Annotated in this window: 16 protein-coding genes and 1 tRNA gene; 11 read left to right on the forward strand and 6 right to left on the reverse strand. The window is 61.1% G+C overall.

The window, feature by feature from the left end; all coding sequences use genetic code 11:
- Nucleotides 1-319 precede the first annotated feature (319 nt).
- Nucleotides 320-1171 carry an ABC transporter permease gene (locus PWM43_RS13985; protein ID WP_289843134.1) on the forward strand — a complete coding sequence of 284 codons (852 nt, stop codon included), beginning with the start codon at nucleotides 320-322 and terminating at the stop codon, nucleotides 1169-1171.
- Between the two features lie 3 nt (nucleotides 1172-1174).
- A complete protein-coding gene (locus PWM43_RS13990; protein WP_289843135.1) occupies nucleotides 1175-1936 on the forward strand; it encodes an ABC transporter ATP-binding protein in 762 nt (253 codons plus the stop codon).
- Nucleotides 1937-1939: 3 nt separating this feature from the next.
- Here PWM43_RS13990 and PWM43_RS13995 read toward each other — a convergent pair whose 3' ends face one another.
- Complete coding sequence (locus tag PWM43_RS13995) at nucleotides 1940-2611, reverse strand: HAD family hydrolase (protein WP_289843136.1); 672 nt, start codon at nucleotides 2609-2611, stop codon at nucleotides 1940-1942.
- Nucleotides 2612-2789: 178 nt separating this feature from the next.
- A complete protein-coding gene (locus PWM43_RS14000) occupies nucleotides 2790-3608 on the reverse strand; it encodes an OmpW/AlkL family protein (RefSeq protein ID WP_289843137.1) in 819 nt (272 codons plus the stop codon).
- A gap of 157 nt (nucleotides 3609-3765) precedes the next feature.
- On the opposite strand from PWM43_RS14000, the gene PWM43_RS14005 reads away from it, so the two are divergent.
- The 3 genes from PWM43_RS14005 (at nucleotide 3766) to PWM43_RS14015 (ending at nucleotide 6540) form a co-directional block, all read left to right on the forward strand.
- Nucleotides 3766-4476: a Crp/Fnr family transcriptional regulator gene (locus PWM43_RS14005; RefSeq protein ID WP_289843138.1), complete on the forward strand. Its 711-nt coding sequence runs from the start codon at nucleotides 3766-3768 to the stop codon at nucleotides 4474-4476.
- A gap of 94 nt (nucleotides 4477-4570) precedes the next feature.
- A complete protein-coding gene (locus tag PWM43_RS14010) occupies nucleotides 4571-4963 on the forward strand; it encodes a BlaI/MecI/CopY family transcriptional regulator (protein ID WP_289843139.1) in 393 nt (130 codons plus the stop codon).
- Nucleotides 4960-6540, forward strand: a complete 1581-nt coding sequence (locus tag PWM43_RS14015; RefSeq protein ID WP_289843140.1) for a M56 family metallopeptidase — start codon at nucleotides 4960-4962, stop codon at nucleotides 6538-6540. Before PWM43_RS14010 ends, PWM43_RS14015 begins: the two co-directional genes overlap by 4 nt.
- 67 nt (nucleotides 6541-6607) lie before the next feature.
- Here the strand turns inward: PWM43_RS14015 and PWM43_RS14020 are convergent, their stop codons facing one another.
- Nucleotides 6608-8251: an alginate export family protein gene (locus PWM43_RS14020; protein WP_289843141.1), complete on the reverse strand. Its 1644-nt coding sequence runs from the start codon at nucleotides 8249-8251 to the stop codon at nucleotides 6608-6610.
- A 117-nt stretch (nucleotides 8252-8368) separates the two neighbouring features.
- A complete protein-coding gene (locus tag PWM43_RS14025) occupies nucleotides 8369-8962 on the reverse strand; it encodes a hypothetical protein (RefSeq protein ID WP_289843142.1) in 594 nt (197 codons plus the stop codon).
- 238 nt (nucleotides 8963-9200) lie between these two features.
- Here PWM43_RS14025 and ispH point away from each other — a divergent pair, with 238 nt between their 5' ends.
- The 3 genes from ispH to rnhA all read left to right on the forward strand — a co-directional run bounded on the left by ispH (nucleotide 9201) and on the right by rnhA (nucleotide 11741).
- Nucleotides 9201-10211 carry a 4-hydroxy-3-methylbut-2-enyl diphosphate reductase gene (gene ispH, locus PWM43_RS14030; protein ID WP_289843143.1) on the forward strand — a complete coding sequence of 337 codons (1011 nt, stop codon included), beginning with the start codon at nucleotides 9201-9203 and terminating at the stop codon, nucleotides 10209-10211.
- 44 nt (nucleotides 10212-10255) lie between these two features.
- Complete coding sequence (locus PWM43_RS14035; RefSeq protein ID WP_289843144.1) at nucleotides 10256-11218, forward strand: homoserine kinase; 963 nt, start codon at nucleotides 10256-10258, stop codon at nucleotides 11216-11218.
- 67 nt (nucleotides 11219-11285) lie between these two features.
- On the forward strand, nucleotides 11286-11741 hold the full coding sequence (rnhA, locus tag PWM43_RS14040) for a ribonuclease HI (RefSeq protein WP_289843162.1): 456 nt from the start codon (nucleotides 11286-11288) through the stop codon (nucleotides 11739-11741).
- A 22-nt stretch (nucleotides 11742-11763) separates the two neighbouring features.
- On the opposite strand, the gene PWM43_RS14045 is transcribed toward rnhA, so the two are convergent.
- Nucleotides 11764-12813, reverse strand: a complete 1050-nt coding sequence (locus PWM43_RS14045) for an ABC transporter substrate-binding protein (RefSeq protein ID WP_289843145.1) — start codon at nucleotides 12811-12813, stop codon at nucleotides 11764-11766.
- A 77-nt stretch (nucleotides 12814-12890) separates the two neighbouring features.
- On the opposite strand from PWM43_RS14045, the gene PWM43_RS14050 reads away from it, so the two are divergent.
- From PWM43_RS14050 to PWM43_RS14060, 3 genes are all read left to right on the forward strand, one after another.
- Nucleotides 12891-12966: transfer RNA gene (locus tag PWM43_RS14050), tRNA-Asn, on the forward strand.
- Nucleotides 12967-13604: 638 nt separating this feature from the next.
- A complete protein-coding gene (locus PWM43_RS14055; protein WP_289843146.1) occupies nucleotides 13605-13859 on the forward strand; it encodes a hypothetical protein in 255 nt (84 codons plus the stop codon).
- Nucleotides 13860-13862: 3 nt separating this feature from the next.
- The gene (locus PWM43_RS14060; RefSeq protein ID WP_289843147.1) at nucleotides 13863-14345 is read left to right on the forward strand and encodes a DUF3828 domain-containing protein; all 483 of its coding nucleotides are present in this window, start codon (nucleotides 13863-13865) and stop codon (nucleotides 14343-14345) included.
- Between the two features lie 377 nt (nucleotides 14346-14722).
- Here PWM43_RS14060 and PWM43_RS14065 read toward each other — a convergent pair whose 3' ends face one another.
- Nucleotides 14723-15985 (reverse strand): MFS transporter, encoded by a 1263-nt coding sequence (locus PWM43_RS14065; protein ID WP_394356094.1) that lies wholly within the window; start codon nucleotides 15983-15985, stop codon nucleotides 14723-14725.
- Nucleotides 15986-16009 lie beyond the last annotated feature (24 nt).

A 16009-nucleotide genomic window follows, 5' to 3' on the forward strand; every position in this document is an offset into this window, starting at 1 on the left:
GACGTCAAAACCCCCAGCGCCCATGATACTGTGTCTCAAGGCACGGAAAAGTAGGTCGCCGCCAGGTCCCCTGATCCACCCTGAAAACCAACACAGCACATCTCCATATATATCCGTTCTACTCTGAATCATGCTGACGCAGAATCCAGACTGTCAGCAATGGACCGATCAGATAGCAGAAGACGGCGAAGCCGAGGACGAACAGCCCCACCGTATCCAGTCTCGTCATGATTGTGCGGTCTCCATCAGGGTTGCTCTTGGATAACACGCTCTCACGGGCTACAGCCACAGTGTTTCTGGCAGGGGAGTGTCGCAGAGCATGAGTGGTGCGCCACAGGTTCCAAAATCTGGAAGTCCAACACTTGATCTCTCGCCACTGCGCGGTTTCCGGGCGATTGGCGCCGTGTTCGAAGACATGTTCGGGGCGTTCTCGCTTCTGCCTCTCGCTCTCGCTCTCGGTTGGCTCGATATCAAGCTGCGTTATCGCGGTTCAATTCTTGGACCGTTCTGGCTGACAATTTCCACTGCTGTAATGATCGGCGCTCTGGGCGCCGTTTACGGTACGCTGTTTCATATGGATTTGCGCAGTTATCTACCGTTTCTGTCGCTGTCACTCGTGCTCTGGGGCTATATCAGCACGCTCGTCAACGAAGCGCCGAGTATTTTCTCCCAGAACGCCAGCGCTTTACATGCGATGCGTATGCCGCTCATGGTCAATGTGCTGCGCGCGATCATCAGAAACACTCTGATTCTGCTGCATAATGTCGTCGTCGTCGCTCTCGTTTTCGCCTTCTTCCGCGTCATCCCGCAGAATCTGCTTTCCGTTCTTCCCGCACTGGTCCTCTGGATTGTCGACAGCATGGCCGTATGCGTGCTGCTGGGCCTGATTGGAGCGCGTTTTCGCGATATGCCGCCACTCGTCAGTTCAGTCATCCAAATCTGTTTTTTCGTGACGCCTGTTATCTGGAAGCCTTCCTTGATCCATGCCGGAGCACAGTATCTTCTGATCGATCCTTTCTACCCTTTGCTCGAAATCATCCGAGCGCCTCTCTTGGGCGAGGTAACGGGCGTGTCCATATGGGCGGCCGCAATGGTCCATAGCCTGCTTGTCTGGATTTTGGCGATCGGCTTTCTCGCGCGGTTCCGCGCGCGCGTCGCTTACTGGATCTGAGAGATGGCCGCGATCGACGTCGACAATCTGGAAATTACATTTCCGCTCTATCACGGCGCGGCCCGGTCACTCAAAGGTACTGTCGCGACGATGCTCGCAAGCGCACGTACGGGACCTGCCGCGCATCTGGCGGCGGACCGCCGCTCACGAATCGTCGTGAATGTTCTGCGCTCCATCAGCTTCTCCATCAGTCAAGGAGAACGCGTGGGGCTGATCGGCGGAAACGGCGCCGGAAAGACGACTCTCCTGCGGGCGCTCGGCGGCATTTACGAACCTGTCGCGGGCCGGGTTCGTGTCCAGGGACGCCTGGGCACTCTTCTGGACGCGCAGCTGGGTATGAATCCCGAATTGACGGGCAGGGAAAACATCACCCTTCGCAGCCGTTATTTCGGGTTGGACAAGCAGACGGAAATGGCGCTTGCCCGTGATGTCGCAGATTTTGCGGACCTCGACGCCTTCATGGATATGCCAGTTAAAACGTATAGCTCAGGTATGGTCGTACGACTGGCATTCGGCCTCGCTACGGCCATTCTTCCCGAGGTGCTCCTCATGGACGAATGGTTCATGGCGGGCGATGCGGCTTTTCTCGATAAGGCCCGTCGGAGGATCGAGGCGCTCGTGCGCGGCGCTGACATCCTTGTGGTCTCGACCCATCAGCCGGATATTCTGAGACAATGGTGTACGCGCGTGATCTGGCTCGAAAACGGCCAGATTCGGATGGATGGCGCGCCAGAAGACGTTCTGGACGCCTATCTGGCCAGTTAAACGTCAGGCTACCGAAATAATCTCGAGACGTCCGTCCGCGGTCGTTCGCGCCGAAACGTCTGTATAGTCGGCGATCGCCGGGTGGCCGAGTTCGCGAGGCTGGCTATGAGTGTGCGTGATGACGACGACGGCAGCGCTTGCGGCTTCGCCAGCCTTGATGCCGGCAGGAGCATCTTCGAATACGACGCAATTGCGTGCTTCAAAGCCCAGCTTTTCCGCACCGAGAAGGAAGCAGTCCGGTTGTGGCTTTCCATGTTTGATGCTTTCCGCGGTGACGAGAACGCGCGGCATCGGAAGACCTGTGACCGAAAGACGGCGTAGAGCAAGCTCATGGGGAGCGGAGGTGACGATTGCCCAGCGATCCGGCGGCAGGGAGGCCAGAAACTGCTCGGCGCCGGGCACGGGGACCACGCCGTGAATGTCTTCAAGCTCACGATCCGTGATCCATCGTGCTTCAGCCTGAATGTCCACATTCGGCAAATTCTGACGCGCGATCGTGTCCACCATCCGTACACCATGCAGATTGGCCAGCAGTGGCTCTGGATCGAGGCCGTGACGTTCCGCCCAACGGCTCCAGACACGTTCGGCAGCCAGCACGGACGTCAGAATCGTCCCGTCCATATCGAACAGGAAGGCATCAAACTCACGACCGGGAAAAAGAGAGGATGAACTCATGCGGGATAATCTCCACTCGAACTGGTCTGGCCAGATTGAGACATCCCCTTATGTAGGGTGACGAACGGGCTAGCGCGAGTATGGAATATCGGCATACCCCATATAAAGCCATCGCCCCTATAAAAAGGGGCTGCCCGAAAGCAACCCCTCTTTCTTGAACAGGACGTCTTGCGAAGAATCAGAAGCGGTATTCGATACCCATCGCGACAACCGTCGGGTTCAGCGAATCATGCGCCTTGATGAAAGGCTTGCCGCCGATATCGCCGCGGTCGTTGGCCCAGGCGTGGACGCGCATGAACATTTCTTTCACGTCGACGTTCCAGAACCAGTTGCCGACGATCTGATAGTCGAAGCCCGCATTGATCGACGGGCCGCCGGTGACACCCATGTTCAGCTTCTGGACGAGACCGCCGGCGGGAGACACGTTGTGGAAGAAGGCCAGCGTGCCGCCGACGCCGAGATAGGGGTTGAAGCGCTTGTGAGGGCGGAAATGCCAGGCGAACGTCACGGTCGGCGGCAGAACCCAAGCGCTACCGACATCGATCTTGCCCAGCGGCGTGTGTTCGGCCGCGATTTCGTGGCGTGTGGAGGCGGCGATCAGATCAACCGAAACGTTATCCGTGAAGAAATACTCGAATGTCAGTTCCGGCATCACCTGATTGGTGGCGCGAACGCGACCCGGGAGGCGGCCGCCATCGACCCAGATCTTGCTGTTCATATCTTGAGGCAGCACGCCGAGAGCGGACAGGCGGACGATGAAGTCACCTTTGCCGAGACCGATTCGTGTGTTCGCGCAGGTTTCGAACAGGCCGCAATGACCGCCACGAGAGACGGGGGCGGACACTGAAGCCGCGACGGGAGCCGCCTGCATGTCGGCTGTAACCGGGGCGTTGACGATGGGTGCGCTTGTCTGAGCCGACGCCACGGAAGCGAGCGCGGTCGCGGAAAGCAGGCCGCATGCCAGGGCGGCGCTGAAACCCGTAAGGTACTTTTTCATGGCTTTGTCCATCACAATTCAGTCAGCGCGGTAAGAACACGCGAGGCATTTGCTCGCCTTGACCTAAATCAAACGGGTTGCGTCGAAAGACGGATGGGAGGAGTATCCGCCCCCGGTGTGATGTTCTTGCATCACTTGGCGTCAAGGGGGAAAGCAGGTGCTGCTTCGACACCACGATGCTGCAAATCTTGCGGCAGAATGCGCGCGTTGCGGCGTCCGCTCCGCGAGCGTCTGCGCGGTCGTGCCTGACGAAGATATCGAGCAGCTTGCGACCTACACCCAGCATCTCGAGTTTGAAGCGGGTCAGACCTTCATCAACCAGGATGAACCGGCGGAGGATTTCTTCGTGGTGACGGAAGGTCATGCACGGCTTTGCACATTGATGCCGGACGGACGCCGTCAGGTCACGGGCTTCGCCTCGCCGGGCCAGTTCCTCGGCCTGGCTGCCGATGGAAATTACGCATTCAATGCGGAAGCCCTGACTCCGCTGAAGCTCTGCCGCGTGACGCGGCATGGTCTGAAGCTCCTGATGTCCCAGTTTCCGCAGCTTGAACAGCGTCTCCTGACAGAGGCATCGCGGGAACTGTCGGTCGCGCAGGGACGCATGCTGCTTCTGGGACGCAAGACCGCCCGCGAGCGTCTCGCCAGTTTCCTGACTGAACATGCGGGCATGGCAGCATGCCGGGACGTCATCGTTCTTCCCATGACGCGCACGGATATCGCGGATTATCTGGGACTGACCATCGAGACCGTCAGTCGCACGCTCAATGCGCTTCGTCGTGACGGCCTCATCGAAATCGATCATGTCACCCGCATCCGGTTGCTTGACCGCCCGGCGCTCGAGGACATCGCTGCGGGGGGAGCATAGCGCCTGTGCGGGCCTGACGACACGTATCGTCAGTTTTTTCTTGACGACATATGTCGTCATGCGCTTTCGTCATCGGATCGATGAGCGGGAGCCCATGTCCATGGAACCAACGATCGGAGCGCAGGAACTGGCGCTTCTTCAGGATATCGAAGCGCATGCGCCGGCCACGGTGGGCGATGTCTTCGCACGTTACGGGCGCGCTAATGCGCTCGCGCGCACCACCGTGCTGACGATGATGGAGCGGCTCCGCGCCAAGGGCTATCTGACGCGGGTCGCTGACGGGCATCTGTTTCGCTATGACGTTTCACGGCCGGTCGCCCAGGCCAGACGCGATACGATTGCCGCTTTCGTCGACCGTACGCTTGGCGGTTCGGTCGCACCGCTCTGCGCATTCATGGCCGAACGCGGATCGCTCAGCGCGGAGGAGCGCGCAACGCTGGAGGCGCTTCTCCGAACGCTCGATGATGAGGGGGAGGAACGTCCATGACGACCTTCGCCTTTCACCTGATCGCCATCTCCGTGCAGTGCGGAGTCCTGGTGCTGCTGGCGGCGGCTCTGTCCCGCGCCATGCGGCTGACATCCGCCCAATCGGCAGGCCTCTGGCTTGCGGTGATCGCTCTGTCGCTTGCGGCCCTGCTCATGGGGCGGATTCCGCTTCATCTGCCTTCTTCTGATCCGCTGTTCCGGAAAAGCATGACGTCCGAAATCACGTCGCTGACAACTGCGCCCCGGCACGCGACCACCAGATCCGGCTCGTGGCATGAGAATGGCGGGGCGGTATCGCATTGGCCGTTGGTAAACTGGGCCAGTGTGTTGCTGGCGCTTTGGGGAAGCGGCATCGTCGCGCAACTGGCTTTGGCCTTCCTCCGTCTTGTGCGCATGCGGCGGATCGCCGCAGATGCGAGACCTGTTGCAGATTTTCAGCGGCGCGCCGAAGCGTTGTTTGCCCGACATGGCTTGTCCCGCGCGCCTCGCGTTCTCGTCGGCCCGCATGTCACGACGCCCCTCGTCGCTGGTTTGCGGCGTCCGGCGATCTACCTGCCCCGAGGCGCGGATCTGTCCTCCATCGAACTGGATCTGGTTCTTGGCCATGAGATGGCTCATATCGCCCGGCGCGATCTGCTGTCCGGTCTTGTCGCGTCGTGCGGACAGGTCGTTTTCTGGTTTCATCCGGCCATTCGTTACGCCGTTCGGATGTATCACGATGCGCGCGAGATGGCCTGCGATGCGCGGGTGCTTCAGCGGCAGACGACCACGCCTTTCCGGTATGGCGCCCTGCTGCTGCGTCTGGGCGTGGATGCGCCGTCCCATGGCGGAATCGCCGTAACCTCGCGGCGCTACAGGACGATGCGGCGTCGGCTGGAGGGCTTGAAGACGGCGGGGGCGGTGCGTGGAGGACGCTATCGACTGATATTGATGCTGCCGCTGTTGCTGGTCGGACTGCCGTGGCGTCCGGTGGCGAGCGCGCAGGCGCCTGTCTCGTCCGTCGCGCCTCAAACCACCAAGCGTCCGCTATTCAGCTACTGTGTCTACGACTATTCCGGTATGGACCGGCACGATCAGTACGAGATGTCTTATTCCGCCGGTCTTCCTTCGGATGAGGAGCAGAAGCTCCAGAAAGCCCATCAATCAGCCTTCTGGATCCTGCATGACGGTCGCAACTACCTTTTTACCGACCCCGAAACCGTAGCGCGGGCGCGGGCCATTCTCGCGCCGCAGGAGAAACTGTACCAGGCCCATGGGCGGCTGGAAGGTTCCTATTGGCAAGTGCATGGCCCCCGGACAGGCAATGAAAGCCGCCTGTCCGCCTTGCGGGCGTATCGACAGTCGCTTGAGAGCTCCAATCTGCCTGCCGACGTGAAGGCGCGGGAATATGCGCGTGTCGACACGGACATGAAGGACATCATGACCCGTCTGAGCGACACGGCTCAGGCAGACCGGCAGGCGCGCGAAACGCTTGACGCGGCCATGGCGGCGGCGGAAGCGCGGGAGGCCACCTCGACGGGCGAACTCTGGGCGCTCGCGCAGGACGCGTATGCGCGCCATCTGGGGCAAAGCTGGTGATGTCTTTATGTAGTGTGCCATCTGGCATTGCGCCTAATGTTTCGTCGCCACATAGATATCAGATGTGTCAGAAGCGGAAGACCAGATTGGACTGGTAGTAGCTGCCGCTGCGTGCGCCCGCCCGGCGCATGCCCGAAGACGCGAAGACGCGCGCGCCGTACTGGGTCCAGGACAGATGTCGTCCGAGTTGCAGTGTCAGAGATGCCTGGGGGATGACGCCGATATAATGGCCGCCTCCGGGCAGGGAGAACGTGTATCGGCCGGACGAGCTGTAAACTTCGTCCCTGGTCGTCTCGCGCCACATGAAGGGGGCCTTGAACTGGAGGCTGAGGAAAGGCAGCGGCGTCGTGCGCAGGACCGGGGAAAGACTGACGAGGTTGCTCGGCGCGATATAGGTCGTGGTGTCCAGATAGTTCGTCTGCGGGTTGAACGGCGTGATATAGGTTCCCACGGTTCCGGATCGGGTCGTTGCATCCCCGCCGGAATAGATATCCGCCTGCATGCCCAGAAACGGGTGCCAGCGCGATCCGGGGTTACGGTAACCCGCGATCGTGTTGACCGCATAGGCTCTGACCGGACGGCGTAAGCTCGTGGCGCGATTTTCGAAAGTGCCGCCCTGATAAAGGCCACCGACCGAAAACTCGAAGGACGGTGCGCTTCCATACCACCGGAAGCCGCCGTTCTGACGGTTCGTGCTGCCGGCGATCGTCGCGTTGCGATAGGCGAGTGCCGCGGAACTCCCTTTGATACGAAACGCGATGGCGAACAGATCAAGATAAGTCGCGAGGGTCTGGCTGCCGATCCGGATGTCGGGCGGTGCAATCGTTACGTCGAGACCGTGGAGGCGGGTCGTCCAGTCAAGTGCATTGTGGAACATGCGGGCGTCGTTGATATCGGTCCCGATGAAGTCATAGAGATCGACGCGTATGCGGGGCCAGATGGCGTAACCCCTGACGCCGTTCCACGACAGCGGCACGTTGGGCGTGTTGCGCATGTAAAGGATGTAGGATGGCGCATCGAGAAATTCCTGCCGCCCGAGCATGATGCCACTCTGGGCACCCAGCAGCCTGCCGCGTCCTTCGATGAAGGCCTGCTGGAGATCGAGGCGTTTCCGGAACGTCGCGTTATAGCCGTATCCGCCCCATCCTCCGGCATCGGCATTGATGAGCTGTCCGAACACCCGGATATGTTCGCCGAGATGCAGATCCGCGCCGTAAAGATTGCGCACGCCGAAGCGACCCGATCCACTCGGGCTCCGGGTTCTCAGGAACGGATTCTGTTCGTACCAGTTGCGCAACCGCGTCTCTCCGGAGAGCGACAGCCAGATTGATCGTGCATTGTTCAGGGCTATGAATTTCAACGGATCGAAAATGTCGTCCCGGTGCGAAGGGTCGCGCAGGTTGCTCCAGTCTTCGGCCCACGGGGCTTCGGCATAACGCCCTACCGGGCCGAACCCTGCCGCCTCACCGTTGCCACGTGTGAAAGCGCCCCAGGGCCCCTGATGGCCATAGGGCGGCCGATTCTGCTCGCTGGTGACACGACGGGGCTGCGCAACCACGCCAGCATGGGGCTGGTTCTGGATCGAGGCGCGCGAACGGATGACCCACAGGGTCTCGGAGGCTTTTTTCCGCGCTTCCTCTTCCGGTCGCGGCGTCGCCAGAGCCGATGTCACAACAGACAGCAGGAACGCAATAAGAAAAATACGATTCATTTTCGTGCATTTCAAGATCAGTCGAAATTCTTGCACGAATAAAAAATGTCATATAGGCATAAAACGCAGATGTGGAGCGAATTAATCTGCGTTTCTAGCGGGCGTTTGAAGACGCGGTCAGTTGATGTGCCACAGGAAGCTGGCTTCCGGCAGATGGGCGCGGTTGTAGCCAAGCTGACCGTGATTCAGCTGGAAACCGACGGCCATCGAGTAGTTGGTTTCCTGAATGCTGTCCGATGCGGGCAGGTCGATGTAACGCACCGGGGCGCGAAGATGGGATGTCGTCGTATTGGGTGCGAAGTCCGCCGCGACTTCGAAAACTTTCTTGTCCACGATGTGGCCGTCGCGCATCACGGCGACGAAATACGGCAATACGATTTTCTCGTCGGGCTTCGCGGGGCCGCGTACGACATCAACGGCGATGCTGAGGCTTGTCCGTACCGTTTTCTGGTGCTTGGGCCCGTTGGGCCCCGCCGTGCACGATCCGCTCAGGCCAGCCATGCTCGCGCGGGCGACGAGATCGCCGACATCCAGTCCCTTGCCGTCATAATCGTAAAAATCCGCGGCCTCACTGAGAATCTGGACATGGGGGCATGCTGGCGCGAAAGCGCTCTGTTCGTCCTGGCAGGCCGTCAGGGACAGGAGGGAAACGCCGCAGATCGCCAGGGCGGCGCGTGCGGAAAGACGGGCGGTTCTGGAGGCGCAGGACATGATGTAAGCTCTCAAACCTTCTTATCCGATATGTCGGTTTTCACCGGAGCGTTGCGGTACGGCGCGATCCGTCCGATATTGGGCGGGCATGGCGGGGCTTGCATACCGGCGTCGGGTTGCGTAACGCCTCGTTCCAATGCGGGGCGTCAGCACCTGGCACTGGTACGGTTCGTCCGTTCTGCGTCGCTGGCTACGGCCTCCTCTCGCTATACTGCCTGCCGTCTGATTGGGGAACACCATGTCCGACACCCTGACCACTGCTCCCACAAGCCGTACGGAGAAATCCGCTGCCCATGGGCGCCGGACCCTGAAGGTTCTCCTCGCCGGGCCGCGCGGTTTCTGCGCTGGCGTCGATCGCGCGATTCGCGTGGTCGAGGAAGCGATCAAGCGATTCGGCGCGCCGGTCTATGTGCGCCACGAAATCGTGCATAACCGCACGGTTGTCGAAGACCTTGAAGCCAAAGGCGCCATTTTCGTCGAGGAGCTCGACGAGGTGCCCGAAGACGGTCATGTCGTCTTCTCGGCGCATGGCGTGCCGAAGGCCGTCCCGGCCGAAGCCGAGCGCCGGAATCTGCTCTATCTCGATGCGACATGCCCGCTGGTGTCGAAAGTTCATCGCGAGGCCGAGCGCCATTTCGCGGATGGCGGGCCGGAAAGTCGTCACATCCTCATGATCGGCCATGCCGGTCATCCCGAAGTCGTCGGCACGATGGGCCAACTCCCACCCGGCACGATGACGCTCATTCAGGATGCCGAGGAAGCGCGGACGGTCATGCCCGCCGATCCGATGCGCCTCGCCTTCATCACGCAGACGACGCTTTCGGTCGATGATACCGCTGAAATCGTGGACATCCTGCGGGCGCGTTTCCCGCATATCGAGGGGCCCAAGCGCGAAGACATCTGCTATGCCACGACGAATCGTCAGGAAGCCGTGAAGGCCATCGCGCCGGAAAGCGACCTTGTCATCGTGATCGGCTCGCCGAACTCCTCGAATTCCCAGCGTCTGCGTGAAGTCGCCGAGCGTACCGGCGCTAAACGCGCCCTGCTGGTGCCGAAACTGGAAAATCTCGACTGGAGCGTTCTGGAAGACGTCGAGACCGTAGGAATCACGGCGGGCGCTTCGGCACCCGAGGCGCTGGTCCAGGAAATGGTCAAGGCCCTGTCGGAGCGCTTCAACCTCGATATCGAGGAGCGTATCGTCAAGGAAGAAAGCGTGACCTTCCGTCTGCCGAGCCCGCTCGGCCCGTGAACTCGCGCGCGCGACACCGGCGCCCACACAGGGTGTGACGGTCCATGGCCGTTTACACGACCGTCTCGTCCGAGGCGCTGGGCGTATTTCTTGAGGATTACGATATCGGTGCCGCGCTGTCCTGCGTCGGGATCGCGGAAGGAATCGAGAATTCGAACTACCTTCTGACGACGCCGTTGGGGCGCTATATCCTTACGTTGTACGAGCGGCGCGTGAATGCCGCGGAACTGCCGTGGTTTCTCGGCCTGATGCAGCACCTCGCGGCGCATGGTCTGGCATGTCCCACTCCCGTGATCGGCCATGACGGCGAAGCCCTGCGTCAACTCGAGGGCCGACCCGCCGCCCTCACCACTTTTCTGCCCGGCCGTCCGGTCTCCGTTATCGACACGATCGCCTGTCATGCGCTCGGGGCCGGTCTGGCGCGACTCCATGCGTTGGGGCGTGGATATGAGGCCGAGCGCCCGAACACGTTGGGCATGGCGTCCTGGGCGAAATTGCTCGCGGCCTGCGGGGATGCGGGCGAACAGCTGCGGGCCGGTCTGACGACGGTGGTTTCGGATGAAATCTGCGTGCTCGTCGCCGAGTGGCCCGCGCTTGATCGTCTGCCCCGCGGTCAGATCCATGCGGATCTCTTCCCGGATAACGCATTTTTTCAGAACGACGCTCTGTCCGGGATCATTGATTTCTATTTCGCCTGTACGGATTTTCTCGCTTACGACCTGGCGATCTGCCTCAATGCGTGGTGCTGTCCCGACGACGCCAGACCGCAACAGGCATTGATTCAGGCCATGCTGGATGGTTACGAAAGTGTCCGTCCGCTCGAGGATGGCGAATGGGAGGCATTGCCCACGTTCTGCCGGGGGGCGGCGATCCGTTTCCTGCTGACCCGCCTCTATGACTGGGGTCATACGCCCGACGGCGCTGTCGTCACGCGCAAGGACCCGCTGGCTTACTGGCGTCGTCTCATGGCCTGGCGCGAGATGGCTGGAGTTCTGAAACGTGGATGAAGCGGTCTCCCCGGAAAGCGATGGGCTGGAACGCGATAGGCCAGAAAGCGATAGGCCCGGGAGCGATCTGCCGACAGGTGTCCCGCCCCACGTTCAGATCTGGACCGACGGGGGGTGCAAGCCCAATCCCGGCCCCGGTGGATGGGCGGCGCTGCTGCGTTTTGGTGCTCATGAGCGGGAGCTTTCGGGATACGCCGCGGAGACCACGAACAACCGCATGGAACTGACGGCGGCGGCCGAGGCTCTGGAGGCGCTGCGCAAGCCCTGCCGGATCGATCTGCATACGGATAGCGAATATCTGCGCAATGGTGTCACGCGCTGGCATCAGGGGTGGGTGCGGCGCAACTGGCGCAACGCCGCCGGTGATCCCGTGGCCAATATGGACCTCTGGAAGCGCATCCTCGAAGCGGAAAAACGGCATGAGGTCGCGTGGCACTGGGTTCGGGGGCATAGTGGGCAGCCGGAAAACGAGCGTGTCGATGTCCTCGCAACCAGAGCCCGTGAGGAGCGCCACGGGACCTGAAGAGGTCTGGCCCGTCCGAGGGCTATCCCGTTTGCCTGTCGTCGGGATTGTTGGACGGGGCCTCCACACGAGGAGCGCATAGCCGACGTGCCAGTTTTGTGGACATTTCCACTTCCGGTACAAGGCCGATCAGTTTGAGTTCATCGGCGTATTGCGCCACCTGCACGACGAGCTGGTGATCCGCCACGATGTGCGGAGGGGTTTCCCGCGCGAGCATGCCCCGCGGGTCATCGGGGCCGTCCGGCACCTGCTCCAACGCTGCGGCGACGGCTGTTTTGAGGGCGTCCCAGTGCTGGGCCGCATCCCTGAGCGCCAGAATCAGCGCGGGCGCAAGCCCTGGGTCCCGCGTCATGCTCAGGCCGGGTAGCCCAACCACCTGATCGATCCGCCGCCGCTCGGCGCCGCTCATGCTATCGAGCAGCGACACGCCGAGACCTTTGGTCTGGTGCAGGATCTGCCAGCCGAGTGGATCGTGAGCGACGATGGCGTCGACCCGCCCCGTGCGCAGCGCGTCGTCCAGTTCGTGCTCCGGAATCGCCACCCAGTTGACGCCCTGATCGGGGTTCAGCGCCGCGCGACGCAGGCGGATGCCGAGGTAGCGTCGGTCAGCCCCATCCAGGCGAGTGACTCCGATATTGCGTGTCGCCAGGTCCGCGACATGATGGATATCGAGGTTGCGGTTGACGATCACGCGATAGGACGACCCCTCGATTCCGCAGATGAGCTGTCCCGGCATGGGTTGATCGGGTGCAACGGTATGGAAGCGCGGAAGCCAGTCCAGCAGGGGGGAGACGGCTGCGTCGGCCCTCCCGCCCAGCAACGCGTCGATCGCCGCATCTCCGTGGGCGGCGTTCACCAATGTGACGTCGAGGTTGTATTTGTCGAAACTGCCCTGCGTGGCGAGGAGCGCCAGCGGGTCGGTGTCGCAATCCGGCCATATGAGGCGGAGGCTGCGCCGTCGTCCGTCCGTCATGAGGTTGGGAGCGTGCCTGCGCTTCCGCCCTTCGAACGCCACGCCCGCCAGAACCACGACGCTCCCGATCAGGATGTTGCGGCGGTTCAGGATCGCCATGAGAGAACTTTCTCCAAAATTGTCTTTCGAGGGGGGTTTACCCCCGCGATCCGTTTCGCTAGAAGCTGCCTCGCTGGTCCCGAATAGCTCAGTTGGTAGAGCAAGCGACTGTTAATCGCTGGGTCGTAGGTTCGAGTCCTACTTCGGGAGCCAGCCTTCCCCAAAAAATCGCAGAAATCAGCCATTCTCTGAGTGCCGTGGAAAATAAACCCATGACACAGCCCACGATGGCGCATGAGATGTTACGGAGCGCCGGGATACGCCCATATTCCCATTCTCTTTGTAACGACCGATGCGATTCTCTATATTCATGACACCTCATGCTTTCGGGGCAGGCGGCGGCTTGGCATAGTCATCGCCATCGCCTTTTTCATTCCTGCTGATGGGTCATTTCCCGCTTTTCGGCTGCTGTCAAATAATGGCCCGGCTTCTCTTCAAGCGCGCCGTCCTGGTCGAGCGGCATGACGCCGGTCGAGGACGCAATGGTCGCATGTAAATGCTCGGTAACGCTATCGCTCCTTGCACGACACTCCTGCTTTCCTGCTGTGCCTGCATCTCTGAGTGAGTGCCTGTCGCAAGCCACTCATCTGCGCTTGAGGAGGACCGAGGCTTGACGCAAGAGGAGTTTTGTAAGCGTTGTCCACCTACGGTGCGGCCGAGGAAGATGCATACAGAACATGAGTTGGGACCCACAGGCAGCAGTATCACACCTTAAATCGAGTGCGCTGCCGCATAGTGCAGGCCGCTGTGCACACTTCGTCCGAATGGCGATCCAGGCGGGAGGCTTACTGATGACGCCGACCCTTTACGCCAAGGATCTCGGCGGCTCACTTATCGCGGCTGGATTTGTAGCGCTTCCCGCCAACGCATCGGCGCAAGCTGGGGATGTTGCCGTGATTCAGCCCATACCAGGCCATCCGGCAGGACACACCTGCATGTTTGACGGAAAGGTGTGGATATCGGATTTCAAGCAACTCCATGGGTTTTATCCTGGCCCTGGCTATCGTGCAGACAAACCGCCTTACGTTATCTACAGGCATAGGTGAAGCATGCGTCATGTGAGTGGTATCGTCTTGGCAATTGCTGCGCTGGCGGCATTCGGACCCTCGTCTCGGGCCGCATCCGGCGCTTCGGCGCCCGCTGAGGTAGAAGCGTTCTATCACTGGTATCTTGGGCAGGCTGGCGCAAACCCGCCGCCGGTCGTGAGCACGAAAATCGGCGATTACGTCACGCCGACCCTTCTGACCCGCCTGCGCCACGCGTACAGCTCCGGGCAATTTGCAGAGGGGACGGACTATTTTCTGAAGGTACAAGACTATGATGAGACGGACTGGAACACGCACCTCGTGGTGGCCAGTCGAGCGAACGATCGCGTTCTGGTCACCATCGGCACGGTCGGCAAGGCTCAGCTCTGCGTCCATCTCGCGCAGGTGAATAGCGTCTGGAAAATCTCCGCTGTGGACGAGCCAGACCAGTCAGGCGCCACAGACGGGTGCCGGACACACATCACGGACGAACCGGCGCCGAAGTGAGAGAACGTCGGGAAAGAAGAGTGTGCCTGCGAGCCTAAGCAACGGGGAGCAGGGCAGCTCTACCGCAGAGTGGCGGACAGGCTCGTACGAAACCTGTTTGAAGGCGTTACCGAACACCGGAGTAACGGGGGGAGTCGCTTCCCAGATCCAGACAGGGAGGTGGCGAAACGTCATCCCCAGGATAGAACAGAAGGTGAAACCCCACGTTTGGACCCACGGTAAAAACTGCGTTCGTGGGACAGGTGTGCAGAGAGTGAGAGAAGGCCGAAAAACTTTATGACGCTGTTTCAGCGTTCTAAATTTACAATCTGATATGGTGAGACGGAAGAGTCAGGCTCCTGCTTCGGGGGCAGCCTTTCCCCCTGAAATCCCTGGCATCATGTGACATCGTCCGCCCGGACGTCTTCGAGACGATTCAAACGCCATAGGCTCGGGAACAGCCGGATCCACAGACCCGCCACGCAGAGCGTGCCGAACCCGCCGAAGACGACGGCTGCCTCCGGGCCTATGACGCTGGCCAGCATGCCGCTCTCAAATTCCCCAAGCTGATTGCTTGAGCCGATGAACAGCATGTTCACCGCCGACACACGGCCTCGCATGCTGTCCGGCGTGGCGAGCTGTGTCAGAGCGCCGCGAATGACCACGCTGATCACGTCCGCCGCTCCCAGCACGGCAAGTGCCGCCACAGAGACCCATAGCGTATGCGAGAGACCAAAAACGATCGTCGCGATTCCGAATATACCGACCGCACCGAACATGATGGCGCCGCAACGGCCTGTCAGAGGGCGACGCGCGAGGAACAGAGACATCGACAGAGCGCCGAGAGCCGGGGCCGATCGCAGGACGCCCAGGCCGATCGGCCCCAGGCTGAGCACGTCGCTCGCATAAACCGGCAGCATGGCGGTCGCGCCGCCGAGCAGGACCGCGAACAGATCCAGCGAAATCGCCCCCAGCAGATCTTCGCGGCGGCGTAGAAACGCAATGCCTCCGAAAACGGATGCCAGTGTCATGGGCGAACGTCCGACGGTTCGTTTCGGCAGATTGAGTAGAGTCGTCGCGCAGAACGACGCCACGAAACCTGCGGCGCAGATCAGATAGCAGTATCCCGCCCCCAATCCGTAGAGCAGCCCCCCGATCGAAGGCCCGGCGATCGATGCCATCTGAAAGAGAGACGAGGACAGGGCCGCCGCGCGCGGGAACTGGGCGGGTGTGGCGACGGACGGCAGGAATGTCTGCTGCGCGGGCGCTTCAAAGGAGCGCAGGGCGCCGAAGGTCGCCACAAGCACGAAAATGGCCCAGGGCGCGAGGTGACCCGTCAGGGACGCGATTCCCATGATGAGAGACGCGATGACTTCGACGCATTGGCATATCTGCACGATCCGTCTGCGATTGTAATGATCGGCCGTGTGACCCGCCAGAAAGATCAAACTGGCCATGGGGAGAAACTGTGTCAGACCGATGAGCCCGAGTGCCGCGACGCTGTGCGTCAGGGCATAGATCTGCCAGCCGACCGCGACAGCAAGAACCTGGGCGGACAGCGCGGAAAGCGCACGGCCCGCGAGGATCGGCACGAGACCGCGCATGCCGCGCAGGGAGTGGCTGTCAGGGATGAGGTCGGTCGTGTCGGAGGAGGAGGCCATGGCTCGGCGACTATAGGGACTGCC

Source organism: Brytella acorum (genome assembly GCF_029309905.1).
Classification (GTDB): domain Bacteria; phylum Pseudomonadota; class Alphaproteobacteria; order Acetobacterales; family Acetobacteraceae; genus Brytella; species Brytella acorum.

Coding starts and splice junctions, on each gene's coding strand:
- PWM43_RS13985 (WP_289843134.1), top strand. CDS start 320: ATGAGTGGTGCGCCACAGGTTCCAAAATCTGGAAGTCCAACACTTGAT.
- PWM43_RS13990 (WP_289843135.1), top strand. CDS start 1,175: ATGGCCGCGATCGACGTCGACAATCTGGAAATTACATTTCCGCTCTAT.
- PWM43_RS13995 (WP_289843136.1), bottom strand. CDS start 2,611: ATGAGTTCATCCTCTCTTTTTCCCGGTCGTGAGTTTGATGCCTTCCTG.
- PWM43_RS14000 (WP_289843137.1), bottom strand. CDS start 3,608: ATGAAAAAGTACCTTACGGGTTTCAGCGCCGCCCTGGCATGCGGCCTG.
- PWM43_RS14010 (WP_289843139.1), top strand. CDS start 4,571: ATGTCCATGGAACCAACGATCGGAGCGCAGGAACTGGCGCTTCTTCAG.
- PWM43_RS14015 (WP_289843140.1), top strand. CDS start 4,960: ATGACGACCTTCGCCTTTCACCTGATCGCCATCTCCGTGCAGTGCGGA.
- PWM43_RS14020 (WP_289843141.1), bottom strand. CDS start 8,251: ATGAATCGTATTTTTCTTATTGCGTTCCTGCTGTCTGTTGTGACATCG.
- PWM43_RS14025 (WP_289843142.1), bottom strand. CDS start 8,962: ATGTCCTGCGCCTCCAGAACCGCCCGTCTTTCCGCACGCGCCGCCCTG.
- ispH (WP_289843143.1), top strand. CDS start 9,201: ATGTCCGACACCCTGACCACTGCTCCCACAAGCCGTACGGAGAAATCC.
- PWM43_RS14035 (WP_289843144.1), top strand. CDS start 10,256: ATGGCCGTTTACACGACCGTCTCGTCCGAGGCGCTGGGCGTATTTCTT.
- PWM43_RS14045 (WP_289843145.1), bottom strand. CDS start 12,813: ATGGCGATCCTGAACCGCCGCAACATCCTGATCGGGAGCGTCGTGGTT.
- PWM43_RS14055 (WP_289843146.1), top strand. CDS start 13,605: ATGACGCCGACCCTTTACGCCAAGGATCTCGGCGGCTCACTTATCGCG.
- PWM43_RS14060 (WP_289843147.1), top strand. CDS start 13,863: ATGCGTCATGTGAGTGGTATCGTCTTGGCAATTGCTGCGCTGGCGGCA.
- PWM43_RS14065 (WP_394356094.1), bottom strand. CDS start 15,985: ATGGCCTCCTCCTCCGACACGACCGACCTCATCCCTGACAGCCACTCC.